28 protein-coding genes and 3 tRNA genes are annotated in these 25227 nt (G+C 69.7%); 11 read left to right on the forward strand and 20 right to left on the reverse strand.

The genetic code is table 11. From position 1 onward, the window contains the following. Nucleotides 1–244 precede the first annotated feature (244 nt). The 3 genes from ASF22_RS02910 to ASF22_RS02920 form a co-directional block, all read right to left on the reverse strand. Nucleotides 245–1639 carry a TolC family outer membrane protein gene (locus ASF22_RS02910; RefSeq protein ID WP_056170859.1) on the reverse strand — a complete coding sequence of 465 codons (1395 nt, stop codon included), beginning with the start codon at nt 1637–1639 and terminating at the stop codon, nt 245–247. A gap of 227 nt (nt 1640–1866) precedes the next feature. After that, on the reverse strand, nt 1867–2526 hold the full coding sequence (locus ASF22_RS02915; protein WP_056170857.1) for a protein-L-isoaspartate O-methyltransferase: 660 nt from the start codon (nt 2524–2526) through the stop codon (nt 1867–1869). Between the two features lie 206 nt (nt 2527–2732). Beyond that, nucleotides 2733–2806 (reverse strand) — tRNA-Cys (locus ASF22_RS02920). Between the two features lie 344 nt (nt 2807–3150). On the opposite strand from ASF22_RS02920, the gene ASF22_RS02925 reads away from it, so the two are divergent. Both ASF22_RS02925 and ASF22_RS02930 read left to right on the forward strand, forming a co-directional pair. Beyond that, nucleotides 3151–3226 (forward strand) — tRNA-Asn (locus ASF22_RS02925). A 164-nt stretch (nt 3227–3390) separates the two neighbouring features. Continuing rightward, a tRNA-Asn gene (locus ASF22_RS02930) sits at nt 3391–3466 on the forward strand. 268 nt (nt 3467–3734) lie between these two features. On the opposite strand, the gene ASF22_RS02935 is transcribed toward ASF22_RS02930, so the two are convergent. The 11 genes from ASF22_RS02935 to ASF22_RS02985 form a co-directional block, all read right to left on the reverse strand. Beyond that, nucleotides 3735–3938, reverse strand: a complete 204-nt coding sequence (locus ASF22_RS02935) for a hypothetical protein (protein WP_056095218.1) — start codon at nt 3936–3938, stop codon at nt 3735–3737. A gap of 215 nt (nt 3939–4153) precedes the next feature. After that, the gene (locus tag ASF22_RS02940; RefSeq protein WP_056170855.1) at nt 4154–4387 is read right to left on the reverse strand and encodes a hypothetical protein; all 234 of its coding nucleotides are present in this window, start codon (nt 4385–4387) and stop codon (nt 4154–4156) included. Between the two features lie 51 nt (nt 4388–4438). Beyond that, nucleotides 4439–5563 carry a branched-chain amino acid ABC transporter substrate-binding protein gene (locus ASF22_RS02945; RefSeq protein ID WP_156368972.1) on the reverse strand — a complete coding sequence of 375 codons (1125 nt, stop codon included), beginning with the start codon at nt 5561–5563 and terminating at the stop codon, nt 4439–4441. A gap of 69 nt (nt 5564–5632) precedes the next feature. Beyond that, complete coding sequence (locus ASF22_RS02950; protein ID WP_056261316.1) at nt 5633–5992, reverse strand: DUF6867 family protein; 360 nt, start codon at nt 5990–5992, stop codon at nt 5633–5635. Next, the gene (locus ASF22_RS02955) at nt 5992–6774 is read right to left on the reverse strand and encodes an ABC transporter ATP-binding protein (protein WP_056170852.1); all 783 of its coding nucleotides are present in this window, start codon (nt 6772–6774) and stop codon (nt 5992–5994) included. The genes ASF22_RS02950 and ASF22_RS02955 overlap by 1 nt, the downstream gene beginning before the upstream one ends. Continuing rightward, nucleotides 6771–7691 carry an ABC transporter ATP-binding protein gene (locus tag ASF22_RS02960; RefSeq protein ID WP_082483482.1) on the reverse strand — a complete coding sequence of 307 codons (921 nt, stop codon included), beginning with the start codon at nt 7689–7691 and terminating at the stop codon, nt 6771–6773. Before ASF22_RS02960 ends, ASF22_RS02955 begins: the two co-directional genes overlap by 4 nt. Then, nucleotides 7688–8992 carry a high-affinity branched-chain amino acid ABC transporter permease LivM gene (gene livM, locus ASF22_RS02965; protein WP_056170908.1) on the reverse strand — a complete coding sequence of 435 codons (1305 nt, stop codon included), beginning with the start codon at nt 8990–8992 and terminating at the stop codon, nt 7688–7690. Before livM ends, ASF22_RS02960 begins: the two co-directional genes overlap by 4 nt. Before the next feature lie 72 nt (nt 8993–9064). Next, nucleotides 9065–9982, reverse strand: coding sequence for a branched-chain amino acid ABC transporter permease (locus ASF22_RS02970; RefSeq protein WP_056170850.1), 918 nt, complete (start codon nt 9980–9982; stop codon nt 9065–9067). Between the two features lie 224 nt (nt 9983–10206). After that, complete coding sequence (locus ASF22_RS02975) at nt 10207–10620, reverse strand: histidine kinase (RefSeq protein ID WP_056261319.1); 414 nt, start codon at nt 10618–10620, stop codon at nt 10207–10209. 177 nt (nt 10621–10797) lie between these two features. Next, complete coding sequence (locus tag ASF22_RS02980) at nt 10798–11148, reverse strand: hypothetical protein (RefSeq protein ID WP_056170845.1); 351 nt, start codon at nt 11146–11148, stop codon at nt 10798–10800. 68 nt (nt 11149–11216) lie between these two features. Then, complete coding sequence (locus ASF22_RS02985; RefSeq protein WP_056261321.1) at nt 11217–11870, reverse strand: hypothetical protein; 654 nt, start codon at nt 11868–11870, stop codon at nt 11217–11219. Nucleotides 11871–12025: 155 nt separating this feature from the next. Here ASF22_RS02985 and ASF22_RS02990 point away from each other — a divergent pair, with 155 nt between their 5' ends. After that, a complete protein-coding gene (locus tag ASF22_RS02990; RefSeq protein ID WP_056170840.1) occupies nt 12026–12694 on the forward strand; it encodes a response regulator transcription factor in 669 nt (222 codons plus the stop codon). After that, nucleotides 12694–14121: a HAMP domain-containing sensor histidine kinase gene (locus ASF22_RS02995; protein ID WP_082483483.1), complete on the forward strand. Its 1428-nt coding sequence runs from the start codon at nt 12694–12696 to the stop codon at nt 14119–14121. Before ASF22_RS02990 ends, ASF22_RS02995 begins: the two co-directional genes overlap by 1 nt. Before the next feature lie 5 nt (nt 14122–14126). On the opposite strand, the gene ASF22_RS03000 is transcribed toward ASF22_RS02995, so the two are convergent. After that, on the reverse strand, nt 14127–15212 hold the full coding sequence (locus ASF22_RS03000) for a 2'-deoxycytidine 5'-triphosphate deaminase (RefSeq protein WP_056170833.1): 1086 nt from the start codon (nt 15210–15212) through the stop codon (nt 14127–14129). Between the two features lie 100 nt (nt 15213–15312). Further along, nucleotides 15313–15759, reverse strand: a complete 447-nt coding sequence (locus ASF22_RS03005; protein ID WP_056261323.1) for a hypothetical protein — start codon at nt 15757–15759, stop codon at nt 15313–15315. A gap of 145 nt (nt 15760–15904) precedes the next feature. Between ASF22_RS03005 and apaG the strand changes: the two genes are divergently transcribed. From apaG to ASF22_RS03025, 4 genes are read left to right on the forward strand one after another with little or no spacing between them, the layout of a single operon-like run. Further along, nucleotides 15905–16297, forward strand: coding sequence for a Co2+/Mg2+ efflux protein ApaG (gene apaG / locus ASF22_RS03010; protein WP_056170823.1), 393 nt, complete (start codon nt 15905–15907; stop codon nt 16295–16297). A 4-nt stretch (nt 16298–16301) separates the two neighbouring features. Next, nucleotides 16302–17468 carry an acetylornithine deacetylase gene (gene argE, locus ASF22_RS03015; RefSeq protein WP_056261326.1) on the forward strand — a complete coding sequence of 389 codons (1167 nt, stop codon included), beginning with the start codon at nt 16302–16304 and terminating at the stop codon, nt 17466–17468. Next, nucleotides 17465–18049 (forward strand): spermidine N1-acetyltransferase, encoded by a 585-nt coding sequence (gene speG, locus ASF22_RS03020; protein WP_056170817.1) that lies wholly within the window; start codon nt 17465–17467, stop codon nt 18047–18049. Before argE ends, speG begins: the two co-directional genes overlap by 4 nt. Nucleotides 18050–18072: 23 nt before the next feature. Next, nucleotides 18073–18357 (forward strand): YciI family protein, encoded by a 285-nt coding sequence (locus ASF22_RS03025; protein ID WP_056170814.1) that lies wholly within the window; start codon nt 18073–18075, stop codon nt 18355–18357. A 132-nt stretch (nt 18358–18489) separates the two neighbouring features. On the opposite strand, the gene ASF22_RS03030 is transcribed toward ASF22_RS03025, so the two are convergent. From ASF22_RS03030 to ASF22_RS03040, 3 genes are all read right to left on the reverse strand, one after another. Then, the gene (locus tag ASF22_RS03030; protein ID WP_056261330.1) at nt 18490–19515 is read right to left on the reverse strand and encodes an Hsp33 family molecular chaperone; all 1026 of its coding nucleotides are present in this window, start codon (nt 19513–19515) and stop codon (nt 18490–18492) included. A gap of 165 nt (nt 19516–19680) precedes the next feature. Continuing rightward, the gene (argF, locus tag ASF22_RS03035; protein WP_056170905.1) at nt 19681–20628 is read right to left on the reverse strand and encodes an ornithine carbamoyltransferase; all 948 of its coding nucleotides are present in this window, start codon (nt 20626–20628) and stop codon (nt 19681–19683) included. A gap of 41 nt (nt 20629–20669) precedes the next feature. Then, complete coding sequence (locus ASF22_RS03040) at nt 20670–21863, reverse strand: aspartate aminotransferase family protein (protein WP_056261333.1); 1194 nt, start codon at nt 21861–21863, stop codon at nt 20670–20672. Between the two features lie 236 nt (nt 21864–22099). Between ASF22_RS03040 and ASF22_RS03045 the strand changes: the two genes are divergently transcribed. Together ASF22_RS03045 and ASF22_RS03050 are read left to right on the forward strand one after the other, a co-directional pair. Next, nucleotides 22100–22573, forward strand: coding sequence for a RidA family protein (locus ASF22_RS03045; RefSeq protein WP_056261335.1), 474 nt, complete (start codon nt 22100–22102; stop codon nt 22571–22573). A 9-nt stretch (nt 22574–22582) separates the two neighbouring features. Beyond that, on the forward strand, nt 22583–23335 hold the full coding sequence (locus tag ASF22_RS03050; protein ID WP_056261338.1) for a glycerophosphodiester phosphodiesterase family protein: 753 nt from the start codon (nt 22583–22585) through the stop codon (nt 23333–23335). A 51-nt stretch (nt 23336–23386) separates the two neighbouring features. Here ASF22_RS03050 and ASF22_RS03055 read toward each other — a convergent pair whose 3' ends face one another. Continuing rightward, entirely contained in the window at nt 23387–23785 is a 399-nt protein-coding gene (locus tag ASF22_RS03055) for a hypothetical protein (RefSeq protein WP_056261341.1), read from the reverse strand. Between the two features lie 189 nt (nt 23786–23974). Between ASF22_RS03055 and ASF22_RS03060 the strand changes: the two genes are divergently transcribed. Then, nucleotides 23975–25219, forward strand: a complete 1245-nt coding sequence (locus ASF22_RS03060) for a GNAT family N-acetyltransferase (protein ID WP_056170789.1) — start codon at nt 23975–23977, stop codon at nt 25217–25219. Nucleotides 25220–25227 lie beyond the last annotated feature (8 nt).

Below are 25227 nucleotides of genomic sequence, written 5' to 3' on the forward strand. Positions count from 1 at the left end.
TTTCACGCTCCCATCCCGACACAAGCGCCCGGCGGAACGGGGTACGGGATAAAGTCCGCCGCCGCGATTCCCCTGGCCCGTGTGGCCGGAGGGCGACCCCCGGGATCGCCCGGCGGCGCCCCTTCCGAAGCGCACGCCCCCGCGGGAGACCCACGCGACGGCCCGAGCAACGGTCGGTTAACCAATCTAGGTTAAATCGGACTGCGTCGGTGCAGCGCCGGATCCCCTAAGACTGGACGCCCGATCAGCGCCCATCGGGGGTTCGGACGCCGAACCATAGATCCTTGACCTGGTCGAAATGCTCCTTGGGGCTGTAGGCCGCCACAGGGAGGGCGGTGAAGCGCACGGTGAGGCGGCCGATGGTCTGGACCACGCCGTAGGAGTTCACCACCCGGTCGCGCTGCGCCAGGATGAGGTTGACACGAGAGTTGAGTAGTTCCTGCTGGGCGTTCAGCACGTCGAGAGTTGTGCGCTGACCGACGCGGGCTTCCTCGCGTACGCCATTGAGGGCGACCTCGTTGGCCTGCACCTGCGCCTGCGAGGCGATGACCTGGGCCTTGGAGGCTTCGAGCCGGCCCCAGGAGGTGACGATGGCCGAGCGGATCTGGTCGCGGACGTCCTCGACCTCGATCCGGCGCTGGCCCACGAGCTCCTTGGCCTGGCGGATCTGCGAATAGGTCAGGCCACCCTCGTAGAGCGGCACGGAGATGCGGCCGACGATCTGGGCGTTGAGGCTGCGGTCGCCGGGGAACTGGCTGTCGAAGCGCTGCTGGACCGTGCCGGACAGGCCCGCCGTGGGGTAGAGCTGGCCTTCGAGCACCTTGACGCTGGCCTCGGCCACGTCGACCGCATGCATCGATGCCAGGATCTGGGGGTGCTCTTTCAGGCCGATCGTCACGGCGGCGTCGAGATTGGCCGGGACGTAGCGGTCGAGGGGGCGGCCGGGGGCGAGCTGGCGCGGCTCGACACCGATGAAGCGGCGGTAGGTGCCGATGCTGGCGCGCAGGGTCGCCTCGGCGCCGCTGACTTCGGAGCGGGCGCCGGCGAGGCGCGCCTCGGCCTGGGCGACGTCGGTGCGGGTGACCTCGCCGACGTTGAAGCGGTCGCGGGTCTGGCGCAGCTGCTCTTCCAGGACCTCGACGTTGTTGCGGCGAAGTTCGAGGTTCGCCGTGTCGCTGAGCACGAACATGTAGGCCTGCGCCGCGCTGAACAGGGTGTTCATCTCGACGGCGCGCAGGGTTTCGCGCGTGCTGAGCACGTTCGATTCCGCCCGGCGGGTCTGGTTGTCCGTCTGAAATCCGTTGAACAGCGTCTGGTTGACGGTCAGGGATGCGCCGCCCGGCCGTGTCACGTTGTTGATGTCCAGTGTCTGGACCCGTCCCTCGGTCCGAGCGAGACCGATATCGGCCGATCCGCTCACCGTCGGGCGATAGCCGGATTTCGCCTGGGCCACGTTCTCGTCGACGCCACGCAAGGCGGCGCGGTTCGAGTTCAGGGTCGGGTTCGCCGCATAGGCGCGCGACAGCGCGCTCTCCAGCGTCTCGGCCTTGGCCGGATGCCCTACCGCCAGCGTCACTGCGACGATGCCAGCGCATCGAAGCCCATGGCGCATCGCTGGTTTCCGTTCTCTCACGTTCATCAGCCCTTGCGGTTTCACGATGAACCGGTCGGCCGCTATCCTGCGGCGCCGCGCATTCGCGCAATCCGGGTTGCCCGCCCATGGGCAAGTCTAGCCGAACTTGGCGTCGCGGGCATCGGGGTGGGGACTGGCCGGGTGTTGAATGGACGGCAGTGCCACAAAAAAGCGACACCGGCCGGTCGTCGACGGGGCGTGGTCGCCCCGGAAGGAAGGCGGCGCGACGCGTCCTAGAAGGCGAAGTCGTTCGCGGCCGCGAAGGGACCGAGCACCGGAAGCGTCGCGTCGAAGAGCGGGCGGGCGCCATAGGCGTCGCCGGTCCGGACGAACAGCGTCGCCTTGGCGGCGCGCGGTTGCCCGATGACGCAGACGAGGCGTCCGCCCTCCTTCAGCTGTTCCAGGAGCGCCTGCGGCCGCACCTCGACGCGACCGTTGACGAGGATCCCGTCATACGGCCCGCTCGCCGGAGCACCGGCCTCCAGCGGGGCTTCGACGAGCTCGGTGCCCGCGAGACCGCCGAGGCGCTCACGCGCACCGGCCGCCAGGGTGGCGGAGGATTCGAGGGCGACCACCTCGGCACCGAGGTGGTGCAGGATTGCGGCCGCGTAGCCGTAGCCAGTGCCGACATCGAGCGCCTTGGCGCCTGCCTTGAGGTCCAGGGCCTGAATCATCCGGGCGAGCAGCATCGGGGCCGGCATCGCGCGAACATCGCCACCGCCGCCGTCGAGGGTCAGGGTCTGGTCGATATAGGCGAAGTCCTCGCGTCCGGGCGGGACGAACCGCTCGCGCGCCACGTCCTCGAACGCGTCGAGGACGGGGACGCTGTTCACGTCGAAGGTCCGCAACTGACAATCGACCATGAGGCGTCGCGCCTGCGCGTAATCGAGCATGAATGCGGTCTCTTCCTTCGACGGCGGTTCCGGCGTCCGGTCCGGACCCCCTCTCGTGGGAGGCCGTTCGGTGACGCGCGAAGCCCGCGGGTTGTCGGGGATGGGCGTTGAAAACGCAAGGTTCCGGCACGCCGGCGCGCGTTCGCCGGTCCCCGTGCGAGAATATCGGGGACAGCGACGGAAAGGGATGGGAAATGGGAAGGATTTGGAGGCCTCGCCCGGAATCGAACCGGGGTGCAAGGATTTGCAGTCCTCTGCGTAACCACTCCGCCACGAGGCCTTCCCGCTCTGCCCCGAACGAGCGGGGCGGCGCCCCCGGCCGGGCGGTCCGTCCGGGGTGAGCGGTCTCTAGCAGAGGGGTGGGCCGATCGGCAACGGTGTTTCGCCGGCCAATCCATGTTTCCCCGGTCCACCCATGTTGCCCCGGCCCACCCATGTTGCCCCGGCCCACCTATGGGAAGTCGCGCGGGCGGGCCGATGTGGTGAATCCGGCCCTTCCAAGCCGGCGCTCGCGATCCGGTCCGGCCGAGGCGGGTGGCGCTCGGGAAATGCGACGGATTTGTCAAACGCCGGTCCCCGGGGCCTTGCGTCCGGCGGCGGCCCTGTGTAGAGACCCGATCGCGGTCCCCGATAGCTCAGTTGGTAGAGCAAGCGACTGTTAATCGCTTTGTCGCAGGTTCGAGTCCTGCTCGGGGAGCCAAATTCTTCTCTCGATCTTGCGCTGTGCCTTCGTGGTGCAAGGTTAGGATCATGGTCCTTCGGACCTTCGTTTCATCCTGGGTCGGCGCAATCCTTGGCGCGATCCAGGTGGTCATGCCGCTCTCTTGCGCATCCCATCGGGTTCGCGCGGAGCCGTGGCGGTGATCCCCGATAGCTCAGTTGGTAGAGCAAGCGACTGTTAATCGCTTTGTCGCAGGTTCGAGTCCTGCTCGGGGAGCCAATCCTTCGTCCATGCCGGGTGTCTCGGGCCAAGTGCCTGGGGGCGCCGAGTGCCGAGACTGACACACCCCGCCATCCCCATGCTCGCCTGCCCGGCCGGGCCGCCCGAAATGGCCCCTCCGGGGTTCCGCCGTGACGCGGAGCCGGGCTGCGTGCGGCTGTGTCCTGCCACCCATCATGCCAATCCATCGATGATCTCATGAAAAACGCCGCAGACCCTGGGGTCCGCGGCGTCGAAGGATGTGGGTGGCGATGTCGGTCGGTTGGACCTACCGGTCGCCGGCTCCCGAAAGGAGCTTCTCGATCTGCTCCATGCCGTTGCCGTAGGCCTTGGCCTCGGTGGGCAGGCTGCGGTCGGACCGCTGCACCAGCTTGCCGTTCTTGCGAATGGCCCATTGGTAAGGAGCACCTTCCGCCTTCGGCGGCACGATCTCGAGGGTGTAGGGATGGGTGTTGATGGTTGTCTCGCTCATCCGCGCACTATGCCATGCGGGAGCGCCGGTCGCCAGACACCGGAGCGTTCAAGAAATCGATAAACGGCCCTTCGGTGCATTTTCTCACGCTGAGACAGGCGTTTTCACCCGCCCCGGCCATGCACGGCGCGGGTTCTGCGACCGCGCTCCCAGGTGATTCGCGGTCGGTCGGGCGTGATCGTCTCCCGGAAGGTCGATCCCGGCGGATGCGGTCTTCAGTCGGACGGGGGCTGTTCGGCCGACGATCGCACGTCGGTGATTCGGGCGTCGTCGGACGTCCGTGCGGCCAAGGCCCGGGCACGCCAGGCGTCGCGCTCGGCCAGAGCTTCGGCCAGGGCGGCCTCCGCCCTGTCGGCCCGGGTCGTCTCCAGCTTGGCCAGGGCCTGTGCCCGTTCGCGCGCCCGGGTCTCGGCCGCCATCTGGACCTTGAGGTCCCTCGGCGTTCCCATGATCTGTTCCTCGATGCCGGCGCCGGCCCGGGGGGCCGGCGCCGCGGGACCTTACTGGGCCACTTCGTTACCGGCGTAGTTGATGGAACCGTCGGCGCCCTTCTTCCAGACGTACATGACGTAGTCCGGCCGGGTGATGTCGCCCTTCTTGTCGTAGGCGATGTCGCCGATCACCGTGTCGAACGGCTTGCCCTGGTGCAGGACGGCCGCGACCTTCTGGCCGTCGGAGGATTTCGCGATCTCCATGGCCTGCTTCAGGATCTGGACGGCGGCGTAGGAGTAGAGGGTGTAGCCCTCGGGATCGAAGTTGATCGCCTTGAAGGCGTCCACGGTCGCCTTGGATTTCGGGTTCTTGCGAGCGTCGGGCGAGAACGTCATCAGGGTGCCGTCGGAGCCGGGGCCGCCGACCTGCGCGAACTCGCGGTCTGCGATGCCGTCGCCCCCCATGAGCGGGGCGGCGAGGCCCTGGTCGCGCATCTGGCGGATCAGCAGGCCGGCCTCGGTGTAGAGGCCGCCGAAATAGATCACGTCGATGCCCGCCTGCTTGAGCTTCGACACGAGGGACGAGAAGTCCTTCTCGCCGGGGTTGATGCCCTCGAAGATCACGTTGGTGCCGCCCTTGGCCTTCAACGCCTTCAGGGTCTCGTCGGCGAGGCCCCGGCCGTAGGGCGTCTTGTCGTGCACGAACGCGATCTTCTTGCCCTTGAACTTGTCCGCGAGGTAGGCGCCCGCCACCGCGCCCTGCTGGTCGTCGCGGCCGCAGGTGCGGAACGTGTTCCAATTGCCACGCTCGGTGTACTTGATCGCCGTCGAGGCCGGGCTGATCTCGATGATGCCGGATTCGGCGAGCACGTCCGAGACCGGGATCGAGACGCCGGAATTGAACGCGCCGACCACGGCCTTCACGCCCTCGGAGGCGAACTTGTTGGCCACCGACACGCCCTGCTTCGGATCGGAGGCGTCGTCGCCCACCGTCATCACGAGCTTCTCGCCGTTGACGCCGCCGGCCTTGTTGATGTCGGCGATGGCCTGTTGCGCCCCGGTCTTGATCTGCGCGCCGAAGGCGGCGTTCGGCCCGGTGACGGGGACGACCACGCCGATCTTGATCTCCGCATGCGCCGCCGTCGCCGCGACCATCAGGCCCAGAGCGACGCCCACTGACAACACTGACTTCATGCTGGTTTCCCCTCTCGAAGCGTCGTACCGCCCGGCATCCCGTGACGGCACGATCGCGTGGAATTCAGGTCACGGCGCGGCCGGCCGGTCGCGCCAGCTCAACGGGCCGGTGCGCTCGTAGAGCCAGGCGTATTGCCGGGTCATCTGACCCGCGCGGGTGAAGCGATAGGCGAAGGCCCCGACGGCGAGCGCGAACACGGCATCGACGGCGTAGGCCGGCGCGGACAGGAGCGTCCCCTCGAACAGGGCGTAATGCAGGAACCGCGTCACGGCCGCGATCAACAGGAGCGCGAGGGCGCAGTGCCAGAACGGGCGCCAGCCGCGTGCCATGCCACTCCCGGTCATCCAGGCGGCCGAGCCCCCCATCGCCACGGTGACGAGGAGGAAGATGCCCAATGTCGCGCCGGTCAGCGCGAAGGTCTCCGGCATCAATGCTGTCCCCCTTCGAGGTAGGCGGCCTTCACCTGAGGATCGTCGAGGAGCGCTTGGCCCGTCCCGCTCATGGTGACGGTGCCCGTGACCATGACGTAGCCGCGATGCGCCAGCTTGAGCGCATGGTAGGCGTTCTGTTCGACGATGAACACGGTCAGACCCTCCGTGCGGTTCAGTTCGCGCACGGTGGAGAAGATCTGCTTGACCACCAGGGGGGCGAGGCCGAGCGACGGCTCGTCGAGCATGAGCAGGCGCGGCCGGCTCATGAGGGCGCGGGCGATGGCGAGCATCTGCTGCTCGCCGCCCGACATGGTGCCGCCGCGCTGGTCGATGCGCTCCTTCAGCCGCGGGAACAGGGTGCACATTCGCTCGAGATCTTCCGCGAAATGCTTTCCGCCGTTGACGGCCGCGCCCATCTGCAGGTTCTCGCGGACCGTCATGCGCGAGAAGATGCGCCGGCCCTCCGGCGACTGGGCGAGGTTGAGGCGCGCGATCTCGTGGGTCGGCAGCTTCGTGATGTCCTGACCCGCGAAGGTGATGGTGCCCTCGCGCGCCTGGGGCTGGCCGAAGATCGTCATCATCAGGGTGGATTTGCCGGCCCCGTTGGCGCCGATGAGGGCGACGATCTCACCCTCGTTCACGTCGATGTCGACGCCTTTCAGGGCGCGGATGCTGCCGTAATAGGCCGACACGCCGCGCACGCTGAGCAGCGGCGCCTTCGCTTCCGCCGCCTGGGCGCGGGTCTCGTCCACGAGGACGTTGATGCCGGCGACGCTCATGCATGGGTTCCTGCAAGGCCGACTTCCGCCTCGACGGCGGCGACTTCCTCGTCGTCGACGCCGAGATAGGCGGCGATGACCCGCGTGTCGTTGCGTATCGCGTCGGGCGTGCCGTCGGCGATCTTGATGCCGTAATCGAGCACCACGATCCGGTCGGAGATCTGCATCACCACCGACATGTCGTGCTCGATGAGGAGTACCGAAGTGCCGAACTCGTCGCGGATGAGGCGCAGCAGAGTGTTGAGGTCCGCCGATTCCCGCGGGTTCAGGCCGGCGGCCGGCTCGTCGAGGCAGAGCAGGACCGGGTCCGTGCACATGGCCCGGGCGATCTCGAGGCGGCGCTGATCGCCGTAGGGCAGGTCGCCGGCCGGCTCGTCGGCCCGGCGGGTGAGGCCGATGCGTTCGATCCAGGCAGCGGCCTTCGCGATCGCTTCCTCTTGCGCCCTGCGGTAGCTCGGCAGGCCGAGGATGCCCGCCAGGCTGAAAGCGGAGGCCTTCATCAGGGGCTTGTGCATGGCGACCAGCAGGTTCTCCAGCACGGTCATCTGCGGGAACAGGCGGATGTTCTGGAAGGTGCGGGCGACGCGGGCCAAGCGGTTGACGTCGTGGCCGGGCAGGCGTTCCAGCAGGTAGGTCTCGCCGCCCGCCTGCCGCAGGCGGATCATGCCCTCGGTCGGCTTGTAGAAGCCGGTGATGCAGTTGAAGACCGTGGTCTTGCCGGCGCCGTTGGGGCCGATCAGCGCCGTGATGTCGCCGCGCCCGACCTTGAACGAGACGTCGCCGACGGCGGTAAGGCCGCCGAAGCGCATGGTGAGGTGATCGACCACGAGGATCGGATCGGCCGGGCCCCCGGGAACGGCGGCCGGGGGCTCGTCCTTCAGGGTGGCGAGGCGGGTGAGACCGGTGGCGTCGCTCATCGGGCGCGAGCTCCCAGGCGCACGGAGGGCGTGCGCTCGGAGATGAGGCCGCGCGGACGCCAGACCATCATCGCCACCATGGCGAGGCCGAACAGCAGCAGGCGGTACTCGTTGGGGTCGAAGCCCTCGCCGAACACCGCCTTGAGGAAGCCGAGGTTGCGCAGCAATTCGGGCGCCCCCACCATGGCGATGGCGGCGACGGCCACCCCGAGCTGGCTGCCCATGCCGCCGAGCACGACGATGGCGAGGATGATGGCGCTCTCGAGGAAGTTGAAGCTTTCCGGCGAGACGAACCCCTGCCGCACGGCGAAGAACGAGCCGGCGAACCCGGCGAACATGGCGCCGAGCGCGAAGGCCGAGAGCTTGGTGATGGTGGTGTCGATGCCGAGCGACCGGCAGGCGATCTCGTCCTCGCGGAGCGCCTCCCAGGCGCGGCCGAGCGGCAGCCGGCGCATCCGCAGGGTGACGAGGTTGGTGACGAGCGCGAGCACGAGGATGAGGTAATAGAGGAAGACCACCCGGTGCATCGGGTTGAAGGCGAGGCCGAAGACGTTGGCGAACCCGCCCTCCCCGGCCGTGAACGGAATCCCGAAGAAGCTCGCCCGCGGGATCGACGACAGGCCGGCGGACCCGCCCGAGAAGTCGACCCAGTTGATGAGCACGAGGCGGATGATCTCCCCGAAGGCCAGGGTGACGATGGCGAGGTAATCGCCGCGCAGGCGCAGGACGGGAAAGCCCAGCAGCACGCCGAAACCCGCCGCGAACAGTCCGGCCAGCGGCAGGCAGACCCAGAACGACAGGCCGAACACCGTCGAGAGCAGGGCATAGGAATAGGCACCGACGGCGTAGAAGGCGACGTAGCCGAGGTCGAGGAGGCCGGCGAGGCCCACCACGATGTTGAGGCCCCAGCCGAGCATCACGTAGGTGAGGATGAGGATGCCGAGATCGATCCAGTAGCGCCCCTCCGACAGGCCGCCCGACCCGAGGGCGGCGAGCAGCGGCAGGGTGAGGGCGACCACGAGGGTGAGGGGCCCGATGATCCGGCCGGGACGTGCGACGCGGGCGGGGGCCGTCGACTCCGCCTCCGCCAGGGTCCGGATATCGCGGCGGCGCGAGACCTCGCCGAGCACGAGGCGCTGGGCGAGCCGCAGGACGAACACCGCCGCGCACAGGCCGGCGACGAGGCCCCAGCGGCCGGTGAGTTCGAGGCCGGTGCCCTGGCCGAGATCCGTGCGGTAGGCCACCACCGGGATGGCGAGGCCCAGGGTCACCAGGGCAAAGAGCGCGGCATCCTTGATCATTTCGGGCAAGGCGGCGCCGGAGCGGCGCGCCACGGTCGGGGCCACCCGGCCGATCGTCGTACCTTGAGCCACCTAGACCTTCTCCACTTCGGGGCGCCCGAGGATGCCGGACGGCTTGAAGATGAGCACCACGATCAGGATCAGGAACGCGGCGACGTCCTTGTACTCGATGGAGAAGTAGGCCGACCAGAACGTCTCGATGAGGCCGATGATCAGGCCGCCGAGGACGGCGCCCGGCAGGGAGCCGATGCCGCCGAGCACGGCCGCCGTGAACGCCTTCACGCCGGGCACGAACCCGTCCGAGAACGAGACCACGCCGTAATACAGGAGGTAGAGGGTGCCGGCGACGGCGGCGAGTGCGGCGCCGAGCACGAAGGTCAGCGAGATGGTGCGGTCGACGTTGATGCCGAGCAGGGCCGCCATGCGCCGGTCCTGCTCGCAGGCGCGCTGGGCCCGGCCGAAGGAGGTGCGCTGGACGAGGTACCAGAAGCCGGCGAGCAGGAGCGCCGTCGTCGTCATGATGATCGCCTGCTTGTAGGACAGGGTCACGGTGTACTGCGCGTTCTCGTAGAGGACGATCACGTCGCGCACGAGGGGCGGCACCGGCTTGTTGCGGGCGCCCTGCACCACCTGGACGAAGTTCGACAGGAAGATCGACACGCCGATGGCGGAGATCAGCGGCGCCAGGCGGAACGAGCCGCGCAACGGTCTGTAGGCCGCCCGCTCGATGGCCCAGCCCCACAGGGCGGTCAGCACCATGGCGAGGATCAGCACGATCAGGAAGACGAGGGCGACGGAGGTCAGCCCGAGCCAGGTCGTGAGGATGAGGAAGAAGATCAGCGCGATGAAGGACGACAGCATGAACACGTCGCCATGGGCGAAGTTCACCATGCCGATGATGCCGAACACCATGGTGTAGCCGAGCGCGATCAGACCGTAGATCGACCCGAGGGTCAGCCCGTTGATGAACTGCTGGGCGAAGAATTCCATGGGCGCCTTTTCCAGAACCGGGCGCCATCGCGGGACCGATCAGCTTGAGCGGACAGGCCTCGCGAATGACGTGCCAGCTTGGCATGTTCCGAACGGGGGGCAACGGTCAATCCTCGGTGCCCATCCTCCGTGCACGGTCGCCGGCTCCTGAAACACGAACGGCCCGGCACAGGGGTGCCGGGCCGTCCTCGCAGTGAGACGCGAGAGCCGCTCGCGGTGGAGGCTTACTTCAAGAGGGAGACCAGGGCCTTGCCGGCCGGGGTCTTTAGTTCCTTGGCGTCGAGGGTGCCGTCGTTGTCCGGATCGGCGGCCTTGAAGCGGGCTTCCACGAGGGCGAGGTACTCGGTCTTGTCGAGGGTGCCGTCGCTGTCCGGATCGGCGGCCGTCAGGGCCTTCTTGCTGACGCGGCCCTTGAGCTCCTTGGCGTCGAGGGTGCCGTCCTTGTCGGCTTCCAGCTTGTCGAACCGCGCGGCGGCCACGGCCTGGACTTCCTTAAGATCGACCGTGCCGTCGTTGTCGGTGTCGACCATCGAGAGCACCTTCTGCGCGCTCGGCTCCTTCGCCGAGGCCGGCAACGTCAGGGGGAGCGTGAGCGCCACGGCGCCGAGGGCGGCGGTCAGACGGAACAGTTTGGACATGGAAGAACCTCTCTCGGGCAATCGCCATTGCCACTTCATCACGGGCGAACGGTCGAAAATCTATTTCATGCCGCAGTGCAATATTTCAACCCCCGCCCCGGGGTGAACCGGTAGAATCCTGCCGGTTCGGCGACCCTCGGGACAGGCGGCGCGGTGGGCCGCCCGTCCCGCGCCCGGTCAGTCGCGGGGTTTCGGAGCGGGACCGGCCGGTACCGGCATCGCCGCGAGCTTGTCGAGCATCTGCAGGGCAATCTCGGCGCAGGCCTTCATCGGTTCGTCGGCGGCGCATTTCACGTCGAGGGCGGTGTCGCCCCGCTCCAGGCGGAACTGCGCGGCCTTCGGCGGCGGAGGCGGGGCGTCGGGGCCGCCACGGGGGCCGCGCGGGCCGCCATGGGGCGGTGGAGGCGGCGGCGCGCCGGCTTCGGGACCGGTTTTCGGACCACCGGGCGGCGGCGGGGCGGGCTGGGCCACGGCGGCGGACGCGCACAGAATCGCGGCCGCGCTCAGCAAGGCGAGGGTCTTGGTCATGGGTGGAACTCTCGGTGAGGGTGCCCGTGAGGCACCGAGGCTAGGAACGCGGATCGGAAGGCCGGGGTTCAGAAGACGCGCTTCTCGCGCACCTGACCGTCGAAGCCGACATGGAGGTGGCGCTCGCGGCCATCCGCGCCCTTGGCCGCGACGTCGAGGTGGCGTGGCCCCCGGCCGGTGACGCGGATGTCGGAATAGCCGGCGGCCTCCACCTGGGCCGTCAGGGCGGGCACGTCGGCCTTCGGGCCGAGGCCCACCTTGTCCTTGGCCCAGTCGAGGGTGCCGGGGGGCAGGCCGCCGGCGGGGCCGACCACGACCTTGGTGCCGTCGGCGCGGGTGATCAGCGCGGCATGGAGGAAGCCGTTCTCGAACCGGCCCTGGACGGTGACGGCCTCGCCGGTCGTCACCAGGGTGCCGCCCTCGCCGCGCTTGCCCGTCTCCACCAGGGCTTTGCCGGTGCCGTCCTGCACCACGAACTTGTTTCCGTAGATCTCGGCGACCGTCCCCTTCGCGGCGATGGCGGCCGAGGGCTTCAGGGCCGCGACCGCGACGGGCTCCACCGGCGTGAGGGTCGCGGTGTTGTTCTGCGCCAGCGACAGGCCGACGGCGCCGAAGGCGAGGGGGGCGGCGATGGCGCCGGCCACGAGGGTACGCTTCCTGGAACGCTTGGCCTTCTTCGGGGTCAGGTCGGTGGCGGTCCGGTCGATGGTGTCGGTATTCATGGTGTCGGTGTTCCTGTCGGCGTTGCCCTTTCGGGTTGACGCCGTTCTAGGGAAGCCCCGCCAATCCGATCTGAACCGCGCGGTTCAGCCCCGGTTAAACCCAACGGCGTAGCCCGCCCCTTCCCATCCGCCGCCGCCCACGGATTCTACGCCCGATGAAGATCCTGCTCGTGGAGGACGACGCGCCGCTGGCCGCCGAGATCGCTAAGGCGTTGCGGGCGGAGAACTTCGCCCTCGACCACGCCGTGAACGGCGAGGACGGCCAGCACCTCGGCGAGACCGAGACCTACGACGCCGTGGTGCTCGATCTCGGCCTGCCCAAGCGCGACGGGATCGGGGTGCTCCAGGCCTGGCGCGGGGCCGGCCGGACGGTCCCGGTACTCATCCTCACGGCGCGCGACGGCTGGAGCGACAAGGTGGCGGGCTTCAAGGCCGGCGCCGACGACTTCCTGGTCAAGCCGTTCCGGGTCGAGGAACTCGTGATCCGCCTGCGGGCGCTGGTGCGGCGCGCCACCGCGCACGGGGCGAACCGCGTCGTCTGCGGACCCCTGACATACGATTCGGGGCTCGGCACCTTCGAGCGCGACGGCCTGCCCCTGAAACTCACGGGCCTCGAATGGCGGGTGCTGTCCTGCCTGATGCTGCGCAAGGACGGGGTGGTGCCGCGCGGCCAGCTCATCGAGCGAGTCTATGACGGCGACGCCGACGTCGATTCGAACTCCGTCGAAGTCATCATCACCCGCCTGCGCCGCAAGATCGCCCCGGCCCGCATCGAGGGCGTGCGCGGCCACGGGTATCGCCTGATGCCGGGCGAGGCGGCCTGATGCCGCCGCCGCGCGAGTTGGAGCCCCCTGCCCCGCCCGCTCCGAAAGCCGAGGGCGCGGCCGGGCCGTTCCATCTCGGTTCGCTTCAGCGCCGGCTGCTCGCCGCCGCCCTGGTCCTCGTCACCGTCGCCCTCGTGGTGGCGGGCGTCGCCATCGGGCTCGTTCTGTACCGCTTCGTCCGGGGCCAGCTCGACAGCCGGCTCGACAGCCAGCTCGTCGCCCTCGCGGCCGGCCTGGAACGCGGCCCCGGCGACCGCTTGCGGCTCGCGCGCAACCTCGACGGGCCGCCCTTCGACCGGGACCGGGCCGGCTGGTACTGGCAGGTGCGCCAGGGCGGCACCGTCCTGCGCTCCGGCGCCCTGGAGGGCCGCGACCTCGCCGTCGAGGCGGGACGCCCCGAACGGGACGACACGCATCGGCCGCGCCCGGCCGACGGCACCGGCCCGTGGGGCGAGAGCCTGATCCTGCGCGTCCTCACCCTGCCGCCCGCGCCTGGCGTGCCGCCCGCGATCCTCGTGGCCTCGGCGCCGTCCGCCGCCCTGTGCGGCCCCTTGCGCGAGGCGGCCGGCGCCCTGGCGCTCATCCTGGGCCTCCTCGGTGTCGGTCTTCTGGCCGGAGCCCTCGCGCAGATCCGCCTCGGCCTCAGGCCCCTGGAGCGCCTCCGCCGCGACCTCGCGGAGGTTCGCGCCGGGGACCGCGCCCGCGTGCCGGGCAAGCAGCCGGCCGAGATCCGCCCCCTGGTGGCGGAGGTCAACGCGCTCCTCGACCAGAACGCGGTCAACCTCGAGCGCGCCCGCACCCATGTGGCCAACCTCGCCCACGGGTTGAAGACGCCGCTCGCGACCCTGTCCCTCGCCTTGTCCGACCGGTCCCGCGACCCCGACGGGACCCTGGCCAGCCTCGTCGGTTCGATGGATTCCCAGGTCCGACACCATCTGCGCCGCGCGCGTGCGGCGGCCCTCGGTGGAGCCACCCGCGCCCGCACGCCCCTCGCCGGACCCGTCGCGGATCTGCGCACCACCTTCGCGCGGCTCTATGCCGAGAAAGGGCTCGTCATCGACGTCACCCTTCCGGCCGGCGTGACCGACACGTCCAACGCGGCCGTCGCCTGCGACGCCCAGGACCTCGACGAGATGCTCGGCAACCTCATCGACAACGCCTGCCAATGGTGCCGCAGCTACGTGCGCGTTGGTGCGGTCAGCACCGCATCCGGCCTAGTGATCACCGTAGAGGATGATGGGCCGGGCCTCGCTGCCGAGGCCGCCGCCGAAGCGGTCCGGCCCGGGCGGCGCCTCGACGAGACCGTGCCGGGCAACGGCTTCGGCCTGTCCATCACCCAGGAATTGGCCGAACTCTACGGCGGCGGCCTCCGCCTCGACCGCTCGGCCCTCGGGGGACTCCGCGCGGCCCTGACCCTGCCGGTGTGACGCCCTCAGGCGAAGTGCTTCGAGAGCTTCAGCCCTTGCGCCTGATAGTTCGAACCGGCCCCGGCCCCGTAGAGGGTCGCCGGCACCTCGGCCATGCGCTCGTAGACGAGGCGGCCGACGATCTGGCCGTCCTCGAGCAGGAACGGCACGTCGCGCGAGCGGACCTCCAGCACGGCCCGGGCGCCGGCCCCGCCGGCCGCGGCAAAGCCGAAGCCCGGATCGAAGAAGCCGGCGTAATGCACCCGGAACTCGCCCACGAGGGGATCGAACGGCACCATCTCGGCGGCGTGGTCCGGCGGCACCTGCACGGATTCCTTCGAGGCCAGGATGTAGAACTGGCCCGGATCGAGGATCAGGGCGCCCGAGCCGTCGGCGGCCAGCGGCTCCCAGAACTCGGCCGTCCGGTGCGCGCCGGGTCTGTCGACATCGACGAGGCCGGTGTGGCGCTTGGCCCGGTAGCCGATGAGCCCGTCGAAGCCGGAGAGATCGATGGAGACGGCGATGCCGCCCTGGAACGACGGCTGGCCCGCATCGACCAGGGGCGTGTGGGCGTGAAGCGCCGCGAGCGCAGCGTCGGTGAGGCGCGGATCGCCCCGGCGGAAGCGGATCTGCGACAGGCGCGAGCCCGTGCGCACCTTGACCGGGAAGGTGCGTGGGGAGATCTCGGCGTAGAGCGGGCCGTGATAGCCGGCCTCGACCTGATCGAACGCCGTGCCCCGGTCGGTGATGACCCGGGTGAACACGTCGATGCGCCCCGTCGAACTCTTGGGATTGGCGCTGGCGGCGAGATCGGCCGGCAGGGCGAGGTGCTCCTGCAACTCGGCGATGTAGACGCACCCCGTTTCCAGCACGGCGCCCTGGGTCAGGTCCATCTCGTGCAGCACGAAGGCCTCGATGCAGGCCGCGACCGTGCGGGCGCCGGGCAGGAAGCTCGTGCGGACGCGAAACACCCGGGCGCCGAGGCGCAGATCGAGGCTCGCGGGCTGGATCTGGTCCGGGGCGTAGGACGTGTCCGGCCGGATCGCCCCGGCCTGCGTCAGGGCCGCGATCCCCTGCGCCGCCAGGATGCCGGTGCGCGCCTCTGTCTGCATCACGTCCGGCCCTTCGCTTCGCCCGCACTCGATCGGGCGCCTCGTGTCGATGAGGATCGCCGAATTCGCGGCAGTGTCGCGGCGACGGCCTAAGGCCGCGTTAAGCTTCCGGCTCCTCGGGCGTCGCGAGCACGATCTGCGCGAGCACGATCCGCGCGAGGGCGAGGCGGGCGAGAGCCCCCATGGTGACGAGGCCGGCCAGCGCGCTCGCCAGGACGGGAAAGCCCGCCGGCCAGACGATCAGGCCGAAGCCGAACAGCACCGCGCCGAGGCCCGCGCCCGGCCCGACGGCGAGCACCACCGAGGGCATGCCCACCATGCGGGGCGACGGCCCGGTCCGCCGCGCGACCCGGGCGCCGGCCATCCGCGACAGCCCGTCGAGGGCGAGGGCGGCAACGAGCGCCGCGGCGGCCCAGGTGTTGGCATCCGGGGCGTGCCACGCGAAGGCGGCGGCGAGCCCGGCCATGGCGAGGCTGGCGAGAAGCCCCCGCGTCGGGGTTCCCCCCGGAAGCGGCGGAGAACCCCGCGAAACCGTCTCGTCGACCACGCAGGCTGGTCCTCATTTTTCCGCGGGTGTCCCCGCATTCACCACGATTGACGCGGTTTTCGCCGGGCCGTACCACGACGCCCTGAGCTTGTCGCGATCCTGGGTCGCGCCCGGGTCAGGCCCGGCCACGGAGGCGTTGAAGGCGATGTACAAGGCTCAGACGCGTGGGATCAGCGTGACGGTGATGCCCCGCTTCGTCGAGGAGGAATCCTCGCCGGACGAAAGCCGCTACTTCTTCGCCTACACCGTGGAGATCGTGAACAACGGCTCCGAGCAGGTGCAACTGCGCTCGCGCCACTGGCGGATCGTCGACGGGCGCGGCTCGACCCAGGAGGTGCGGGGCGCCGGCGTCGTCGGCAAGCAGCCCGTGCTCGAACCGGGCGAGTCGTTCAGCTACACCAGCGGCTGCCCGCTCTCCACGCCCGACGGCCTCATGGCCGGCAGCTACACCATGGCGACGAATGCCGGCGAGAGCTTCGAGGCCGAGATCCCCGCCTTCTCCCTCGACTCGCCCCACGTCCGCCGCAGCGTCCATTAAGCTCATGTCCGGCCCGCGCCCCGAGACCCTCGACCTGCTGGCGCGGCTCGTGGCCTTCGACACCGAGAGTTCGAAGTCGAACCTCGCGCTCATCGACTTCGTCTGCGGCTACCTTGCCGATCTCGGCGTCCCGCACGTGCGCATTCCCGACGCGACCGGCAGCAAGGCTGCGGTCTTCGCCACCATCGGCCCGATGATCGACGGGGGCGTCGTGCTCTCGGGGCACACCGACGTGGTGCCGGTGACGGGGCAGGCCTGGACCACGGACCCGTTCACCCTGCGCATCGCCGACGGGCGCGCCTATGGGCGCGGCGCCGTCGACATGAAGGGGTTCTGCGCCCTCGCCCTCGCGGCGATCCCGGACTTCCTCGCCGCCGATCTGGCGCGCCCGATCCACATCCTCCTGTCCTACGACGAGGAGACCACCTGCCTCGGCGTCGCCGACACCATCGTGCGCTTCGGCGCCGACCTGCCGCGCCCCGGCGCCGTCATCGTCGGCGAGCCCACCGACCTCGAGGTCGCCGACGCCCACAAGAGCATCGTCACCTATATGACCACGGTGCACGGCCACGAAGCGCATTCGGCCAAGCCGATGCTCGGCGCCAACGCCGTGATGGCGGCGGCCGACCTCGTCTCCGAATTGAACCGCATCGCCGATGCGATGATCGCGCGCGGCGACGCGTCGGGCCGGTTCGATCCGCCCGCCACCACCGTGCATGTGGGCACCATCGCGGGGGGTACGGCGCGCAACATCCTGCCGAAGCTCTGCACCTTCCACTGGGAGTTCCGGGGCCTGCCCGACCTCGACATGAGCGAGATCCCGGCCCTGTTCCAGGCGAAGGTGGACAGCGTGCTGAGGGAGCGGCTCAACCGCTACGGCGATTACGGGCACATCGAGACCCTGGAGGAGGTGGCGGTGCCCGGGCTCGCACCCGAGCCCGGCTCGGCGGCCGAGCACCTCGCCCTGCGGGTGGCGGGGCGCAACCACACGGTCTCGGTGCCCTACGCCACGGAGGCCGGACGGTTCCAGGTGGCGGGTATCCCGACCGTGGTGTGCGGCCCCGGCTCCATCGACCAGGCCCATCAGCCCGACGAGTACATCACCCTCGCGGCCCTGGAGGCCGGCGAGGCGTTCATGCGCCGCCTGATCGACGAATGCCGCGTCCCATGAGAACCGTCACGGCCCGCACCATCGCCGCCGACGGCCCGGTCAAGCTCCGCCCGCTGGAGCGCGAGGATCTGATGTTTGTGCATCAGCTCAACAACAACGACAGCATCATGCGCTACTGGTTCGAGGAGGCCTACGAGTCCTTCGCCGAGTTGGCGCAGCTCTACGAGCGCAATATCCACAACCAGACCGAGCGGCGCTTCATCATCGCCAATGCCGACGGCGAGCCCGCCGGTCTCGTGGAGCTCGTGGAGATCAACCACCTCCACCGGCGCTGCGAGTTCCAGATCGCGATCCACCCGATGTTCCAGGGCCAGGGCTACGCCCCCCGCGCTACCCGCATCGCCATGGACTACGCCTTCAGCGTGCTCAACATCCACAAGCTCTACCTGCACGTGGACAAGGACAACGCCCGGGCCGTGCGCATCTACGAGCGCTGCGGCTTCGTCCCCGAAGGCATTCTCAAGGACGAGTTCTTCGTCAACGGCAAGTACCGCGACGCCGTGCGGATGTGCCTGTTCCAGCCGGAATATCTGGCGCGCCGGGGCAGCGGCGAGATCGCCGAGCCCGTGTTGAAGGCCTGACGGCGCCGCCAAGGGATATGCGTATGATCGTCGTCTCGCTCACCTACGTCAAAAGCACCGAGGAGGCCGACCGCCACATGGCGGACCATCTGGCGTGGGTGAAGCGGGGCTATGCCGAGCACGGCTTCCTCGCCTCCGGCCGCAAGGTGCCGCGCACCGGCGGGGTAATCCTCGCCCGCGGCCCACGCGCGGAGATCGAGGCCTTCATCGAGACCGATCCTTTCCGCCAGCACGGCATCGCCGACTTCGAGATCACCGAGATCGACGTGACCACGGCGATCGAGGGACTGGAGGCCTTGAAAGGCTGAGCCCAGTCCTCGGTTCTCATACGGTTTCCGGCTGATCAGTTCGGTGACGCGGTATAATGCGGGTTCCCTCTCCTTCCAGGAGAGGGAACCCGTCGCGCCCGCTCGATCCGAAGTGATCAGGCGGACACCGTATTAGTCGGCCGCGACCTGCGCCTCCACCTCGGCCGGATCGAGGTCGTAGCGTCGCGAGCAGAACTCGCAGGTGATGCCGATGCGGCCGTCGTCGGCGACCATGTCCCGGCGCTCCTGGGGCGAGAACGACACGATCATCGCCATGACCCGCTCGGGCGAACACCGGCATTGTTCGCGCACCCCCTGCGCCTCGAACACCCGCACGCCGCGCTCGTGGAACAGGCGGTAGAGCAGGGTCTCGGACGACACCGCCGGATCGACGAGCTCGTGGTCCTCGATGGTCGAGACGAGGCTGCGGGCCTCGACCCAGGCGTCGTCCTCGGGGACGCCCTGGGCGTCGAAATGGGCGTGGCCCTCCGGGATGTCGCCGGGGGGCAGGTCGGCGAGCCGCGCCCGGTCGATGGATTGCGGCAGGAACTGCACAAGGAGGCCACCCGCCCGGTAGGTGGTGGTCCCGTTCGCGTATTCCTCCGCCACGGCGAGGCGGACCTGGGTCGGGATCTGCTCGGATTGACGGAAATACTGGTGGGCCGCCTCCTCCAGGCTCTGACCCTCCAGGGCGACGACGCCCTGGTAGCGGCTGTTCTGCGGCCCCTGGTCGATGGTCATGGCGAGGTGCCCCTGCCCGATCAGGTCGTGACTTTTCAACGGGGAGCTTCCCAGGGCCTGGACACGGCCGGCATCGAAGCGCGCCGTGGCCCGCAGCCGGTCGGGGGCCTCGAAATCGACGACGATCATCTCGACGGGGCCGTCGGTCTTGGTCTGGAGCTGGAACCGGCCCTCGAACTTCAGGGACGAGCCAAGGAGAACGGTGAGGGCCGCCGCCTCGCCGAGCAACCGCGCCACGGGGTCCGGGTAGCCGTGCCGGCGCAGGATGGTGTCGACGGACGGACCGAGGCGCACCACCCGGCCGCGCACGTCCAGCCCCTCGACGGCGAAGGGCAGCACCACGTCGTCGTCCCCCTCGATGGCGAGGGCCGGGGCGACGGGGTCGGGTCCGGCGGGGCGTTCGTATCCGGCAGTCATGGCATCTCCCTTCGGGGGCGGGCGAACGTGGGCCGTCCGAAGCGCCGAGCGGGGCGTTGCCTCGGCACTCGGCGCTCCAGCCCCTCCGTCGTCCGGCTCGAGCCGTTCATATAGGACGCGACCGCCGCTCGCGCGACGGGGGACACGATGCCTCGGGGCGCCCCGTCAGAGGGCGTGCAGGCACCAGGCCAGGATGCCCTTCTGGGCATGCAGGCGGTTCTCGGCCTCGTCGAAGATCACCGATTGCGGGCCGTCGATGACCTCGGCCGTGACCTCCTCGCCGCGATGGGCCGGCAGGCAGTGCATGAACAGCGCGTCCTTGGCCGCCGCCGCCATGAGCTTGGCGTTCACCTGATAAGGCGAGAGCAGGTTGTGGCGGTGGTGGTCGTCCTCGTCGCCCATGGAGACCCAGCAATCGGTCACCACGGCGTCGGCGCCGTCGACGGCCGCGTAGGCGTCGGTGGTGCAGTTGACGGCGGCGCCCTGCGCGCGGGCCCAGTCGAGGAGCGGCTGCGGCGTCGAGAGCTCCGGCGGGGCGGCGACGTTCAGGGTGAAGTCGAACCGCGCGGCGGCGTGCACCCAGCTCGCCAGCACGTTGTTGGCGTCGCCCGACCACGCGACGGTGCGGCCCTTGATCGGCCCGCGATGCTCCTCGAAGGTAAGCACGTCGGCCATGATCTGGCAGGGATGCGAGACCTTGGTGAGCGCGTTGATCACCGGCACCTCGGCGTGCTCGGCCAGTTCCAGCATCAGGTCGTGGTCGAGGATGCGGATCATGATCGCGTCGACGTAGCGCGACAGCACCCGGGCGGTGTCGCCCACGGTCTCGCCCCGGCCGAGCTGCATCTCGCCGCCCGTCAGCATCAGGGTCTCGCCCCCGAGTTCGCGCATGCCGACATCGAACGAGACCCGCGTGCGGGTGGACGGCCGGTCGAACACCATCGCGAGGGTCTTGCCGATCAGTGGCCGTTCGGCCGCGATCTCGCCCTTGCGCCGACGACCCTTGATGGCGGCCGCGGCGTCCAGCACCGTGCGCAGCTGCTGCGCCGAGAAGTCCTTGAGGTCGAGGAAGTGGCGCGGGCCGGGCCCGGTCCCGTTGAGGGTGGTGGTCATGGATCCGTTCTTCGTCTGACGGTTCGTCGTGGGACCGGCCATCACGCGGCCGCCCCCTGTGCCGGGGTCTTGAGTGCGGTGGCCGTCGCGTCGAGGCGCGCCACGGCCTCCGTCACGTCGGCATCGGTGATGATGAGCGGCGGCAGCAGGCGCACGACGTTGTCGCCCGCCGGGATGACGAGGAGGTGCATGTCCCGTGCCGTCGCGGCGAATTCGGTGTTGGGCACGCCGAGCTTGAGCCCGAGCATTAGCCCGTCGCCGCGGATCTCCTGGATCACCCCGGGGTGGCGGTCCTGCAGGGCGGCCAGACGCTGCTTGAGCAGCAGGCCCACCTGTCCGACCCGGTCGAGGAAGCCGTCGGCCAGCACCACGTCGAGGACGGCGTTGCCCACCGCCATGGCCAGCGGGTTGCCGCCGAAGGTGGTGCCGTGGGTGCCGGCGGTCATGCCGCGCGCGGCCTTGGCCGTGGCGAGGCAGACACCCAGCGGGAAGCCGCCGCCGATGCCCTTGGCGGCGCTCATGATGTCGGGCGTCACGCCGGACCATTCGTGCGCGAACAGCCGGCCCGTGCGACCGACCCCGGTCTGGACCTCGTCCATGATCAGGAGGAGGCCATGCGCGTCGCACAGGGCGCGCAGGGCGCGCAGGTGCTCGTGCGGAATCACCCTGACGCCGCCCTCGCCCTGGATCGGCTCGATCATCAGGGCGGCGGTCTCCGGGCCGATGGCGGCCTCCAGCGCCGCGAGATCCCCCGTCGGAACCTGATCGAATCCGTCTACCTTCGGGCCGAAGCCCTCGATGTACTTGGCCTGGCCGCCGGCCGCGATGGTGGCGAGCGTCCGCCCGTGGAACGCGCCCTCGAAGGTGATGATCCGGAACCGCTCGGGGTGGCCGCCGACCGCATGGTACTTGCGCGCCATCTTGATGGCGGCCTCGTTGGCCTCGGCGCCCGAATTGGCGAAGAACGCCACGTCGGCGAAGGTCGCGTCCACGAGGCGCCGGCCCAGCCGCTCGCCGTCGGGAATCTCGAACAGGTTCGAGGTGTGCCAGAGCTTTTGCGCCTGGGTGGTCAGGGCGTCCACGAGGTGGGGATGGGCGTGGCCGAGGGCGTTCACCGCGATCCCGGCGCCGAAATCGAGGTATCGCTCGCCGTCGCGCGCCACGAGCCAGGCGCCCTCGCCACGCTCGAAGGCGATGGGGGCGCGGGCATAGGTCGGCAGAAGAGCGGATGTCACGATCCCGACTCCGTGTCTCGCGGCGTCCGAAGGCGACCGCACCAAATGAAAGTGCCGCCTCGGCAAGGGGGCGGCACGCGCGCGATTACTAGAGAAAAGCCCAATTCTGTCAATGACGGGAGGGGTTCACACCTCCGACATGACGGCCCGCTACGCCGTTCGCGGAGGTGCCTTGCGTGCCACGCGCGGACATGGTCAGAGCCCCTCGGAACGGTTTCTCAGGAGATGCGACGCGCATGAGCACGGCCAAGGAACGCCTGGAGGCCATGGGCCTCACCCTGCCGAAGGCGGCGGCCCCCGTGGCGAACTACGTGCCGTTCGTCCGCACCGGCAACCTCGTGGTGATCTCGGGGCAGATCTGCTTCGGGCCCGACGGTAAGCTCGACCCGGCCCATCTCGGCAAGCTCGGCGCCGAGGTCTCGGTTGAGAACGGCATCGCGGCCGCGCGCCTGTGCGCCATCAACGTCCTGGCCCAGGTTCAGGCGGCCGTGGGCGACCTCGACCACGGCGTGGTGCAATGCGTGCGGCTCGGCGGCTTCATCAACGCGGTGCCGAGCTTTTCCGGCCTCGCCGGCATCATGAACGGCGCCTCCGATCTCATGGTCGAGGTGCTGGGCGACCGGGGCCGCCACGCCCGCGCCACCGTGGGCGTGGCCGAACTCCCCCTCGACGCGGCCGTCGAGGTCGAGGCGATGTTCGAGGTCAAGTGAGCGTTTGAGTTGAGCGTCAACGCACCGGCCTGGCTCACCGCCCGGCCCATCGCCCATCGCGGCCTGCACGACCGGGGGGCCGGTGTGCCGGAGAACACGATCGCGGCGGCGAGCGCCGCGATTCACGGCGGCTACGCCATCGAGTGCGACGTGCAGCGCAGCGCCGACGGCGAGGCGATGGTTTTTCACGATGCCGGGCTCGGCCGCCTGACCGGGATTCCGGACCCGGTTGCGAGCCTGTCGGCCGCGGCTTTGCGCGATCTCGCGGTCGCCGGCTCGTCCGAGCGCATCCCGACCCTGCCCGACTTCCTCGCCGCCATCGCCGGGCGTACGCCCCTCGTGATCGAGGTGAAGTCGCGCTACGACGGCGACCTGCGCCTCCTCGAGCGCGTCGCCGAACTCGCAGCCGCCTATGCGGGCCCCGTGGCGGTCAAGTCGTTCGATCCGCAACTCGTGGCGGCCCTGCGCGAACGCGCGCCCGGCATCCCGCGCGGCATCGTCGGCGAGACCCGCCAGGACGACCCGGCCTACGCCGCCCTGCCCCCGAGCCTGCGCCGCGCCCTGTCGGACCTGCTGCATTTCGGCGAGACCGAGCCGGACTTCCTGTCCTGGCGGGTGGACGACCTCCCCTGCGCGCCGACCCATCTCTGCCGGCTGCTCGGCGGACGCCCGGTGATGACCTGGACCGTGCGGACACCCGACCAGCGGCGTCACGCGCAAGCGCATGCCGACCAGATGGTGTTCGAGGGGTTTCTGCCCTGAGCGGCGTCTGCCCTGGGAAGACTCCCGCCCCGAGAAGTCCTCGTCGGCGGACTACCGCGCCAGCGGCTTCAGCCCATCCAGGAAGGCGGAAACCTCGCGGCGATTCCACGACGCACCGTTGTTCCAGAAGTTGAGCAAGGCAACGTGGTTGAGGCGCACCCATGCGATCACGCGCGGAAGCGCAGCACGCGAAAGCGTGCCGGGTAAAAAGTCGTCGCGGGGCTGCGGGTCCGGGCCGATGGAGACGATGAGGCAGGGCAGAGTTCTGCCCGCGCGATCGGGATACCACTTCACCCGAGGGCCATGCGCGCCCAGTGCCGTCGAGATGAAGATCGTGCCAGGAATGTTGGTGTCCTGTTCGTCGAGATTGGCCATCTCGATCAGGACGTCTTGGGCGAAATCGTCCGGCGGCGTGCGGGACGGATGCGTCTGCCCGGCATGAACGTCCATCAATCCCATCGTCTGCCCCTTCCGAAGGCACGTACCGCGTCATCTTGAGCTTGCGGATCCGTCCTTACAAGCCCCACCAACCTTGCGAGCGACCAACGCCGGACGTCGGTGACGACGGACATCCCTGCGACGGTGCGCGGCTCCGCTCGCCCTTGGCCCCTCCGCCGGCGGGGCCTAGATTGCCTCCTCATGGACACGCCCGACGCAGCACCCGACGCCCCGGCCGAAACCGTGACCACGTTGCAGGTGCGTGCGGTCCAGGGCCTCGGCCAGATCGCGGCGGCCGAGTGGGATGCGTGCGCGACCTCGCCCGAGACCCTGTCGGCCGGCGACGAGACCCACAACCCGTTCATCTCCCACGCCTTCCTGTCGGCCCTGGAGGATTCGGGCTGCGTCTCGCGCCACACCGGCTGGCTGCCGCTCCACGTGGCGGTCGAGCGCGAAGGGCGCCTCGTCGGGGTGGCGCCGTGCTACCTGAAATCCCACAGCCAGGGCGAGTACGTGTTCGATCACGGCTGGGCCGACGCCTACGAGCGGGCCGGGGGCGCCTACTACCCGAAGCTTCAGGTCAGCGTGCCGTTCACGCCGGTGACCGGCGCGCGCTTCCTCATCGCTCCGGGGCAGGACGTGAACGAGGCGGCCTCCGCCCTAGTGGCCGGCCTGCGCGCCCTGCGGGCGGAGACCAAGGCGTCCTCGATCCACGTCACCTTCATGCAGGAGCGGGAATGGGCGCAGGCCGGGGAGCTCGGCTTCCTCCAGCGCGTCGACCAGCAATTCCACTGGGACAATGCCGGGTATGCAAGCTTCGAGGATTTCCTCGGGGCTCTGGCGTCCCGCAAGCGCAAGGCGATCCGGCGCGAGCGCCGGGATGCCCTCAGCCGCGGCATTACCATCGAGCACGTCACCGGGGCCGATCTGAAGGCGGAGCACTGGGACGCGTTCTACGCCTTCTATTCCGACACCGGTGCACGCAAATGGGGCCGGCCCTACCTCAACCGGAAGTTCTTCGATCTCGTCGGTGAACGGATGCCCGAGCGAGTGCTGCTGATCCTTGCCCGCCGCGAGGGGGAGATCATCGCGGGCGCCATCAACTTCATCGGCGACGTCGCCCTCTACGGCCGCAACTGGGGCTGCGTCGAGGATCATCCGTTCCTGCATTTCGAGGTCTGCTACTATCAGGCCATCGACTACGCCATCGCCCATGGCCTGAAGCGGGTCGAGGCCGGGGCGCAGGGCGAGCACAAGCTTGCGCGCGGCTATCGGCCGGTGCTCATGCACTCGGCCCACGACATCGCCGACCCGGCCCTGCGCCGCGCCGTGGCCGACTATCTCGCGCGCGAGCGCGCGCACGTGGTCGAGGCGGCCGACGTCCTCGACACCCTGACGCCGTTCCGGCGCGACGGGGCGGAGCGGCCGCCCGAGGAGCCCGCGTGAGCCCGACG

Origin of the sequence: Methylobacterium sp. Leaf87, assembly GCF_001422775.1 — a bacterium.
Lineage (GTDB): Bacteria > Pseudomonadota > Alphaproteobacteria > Rhizobiales > Beijerinckiaceae > Methylobacterium.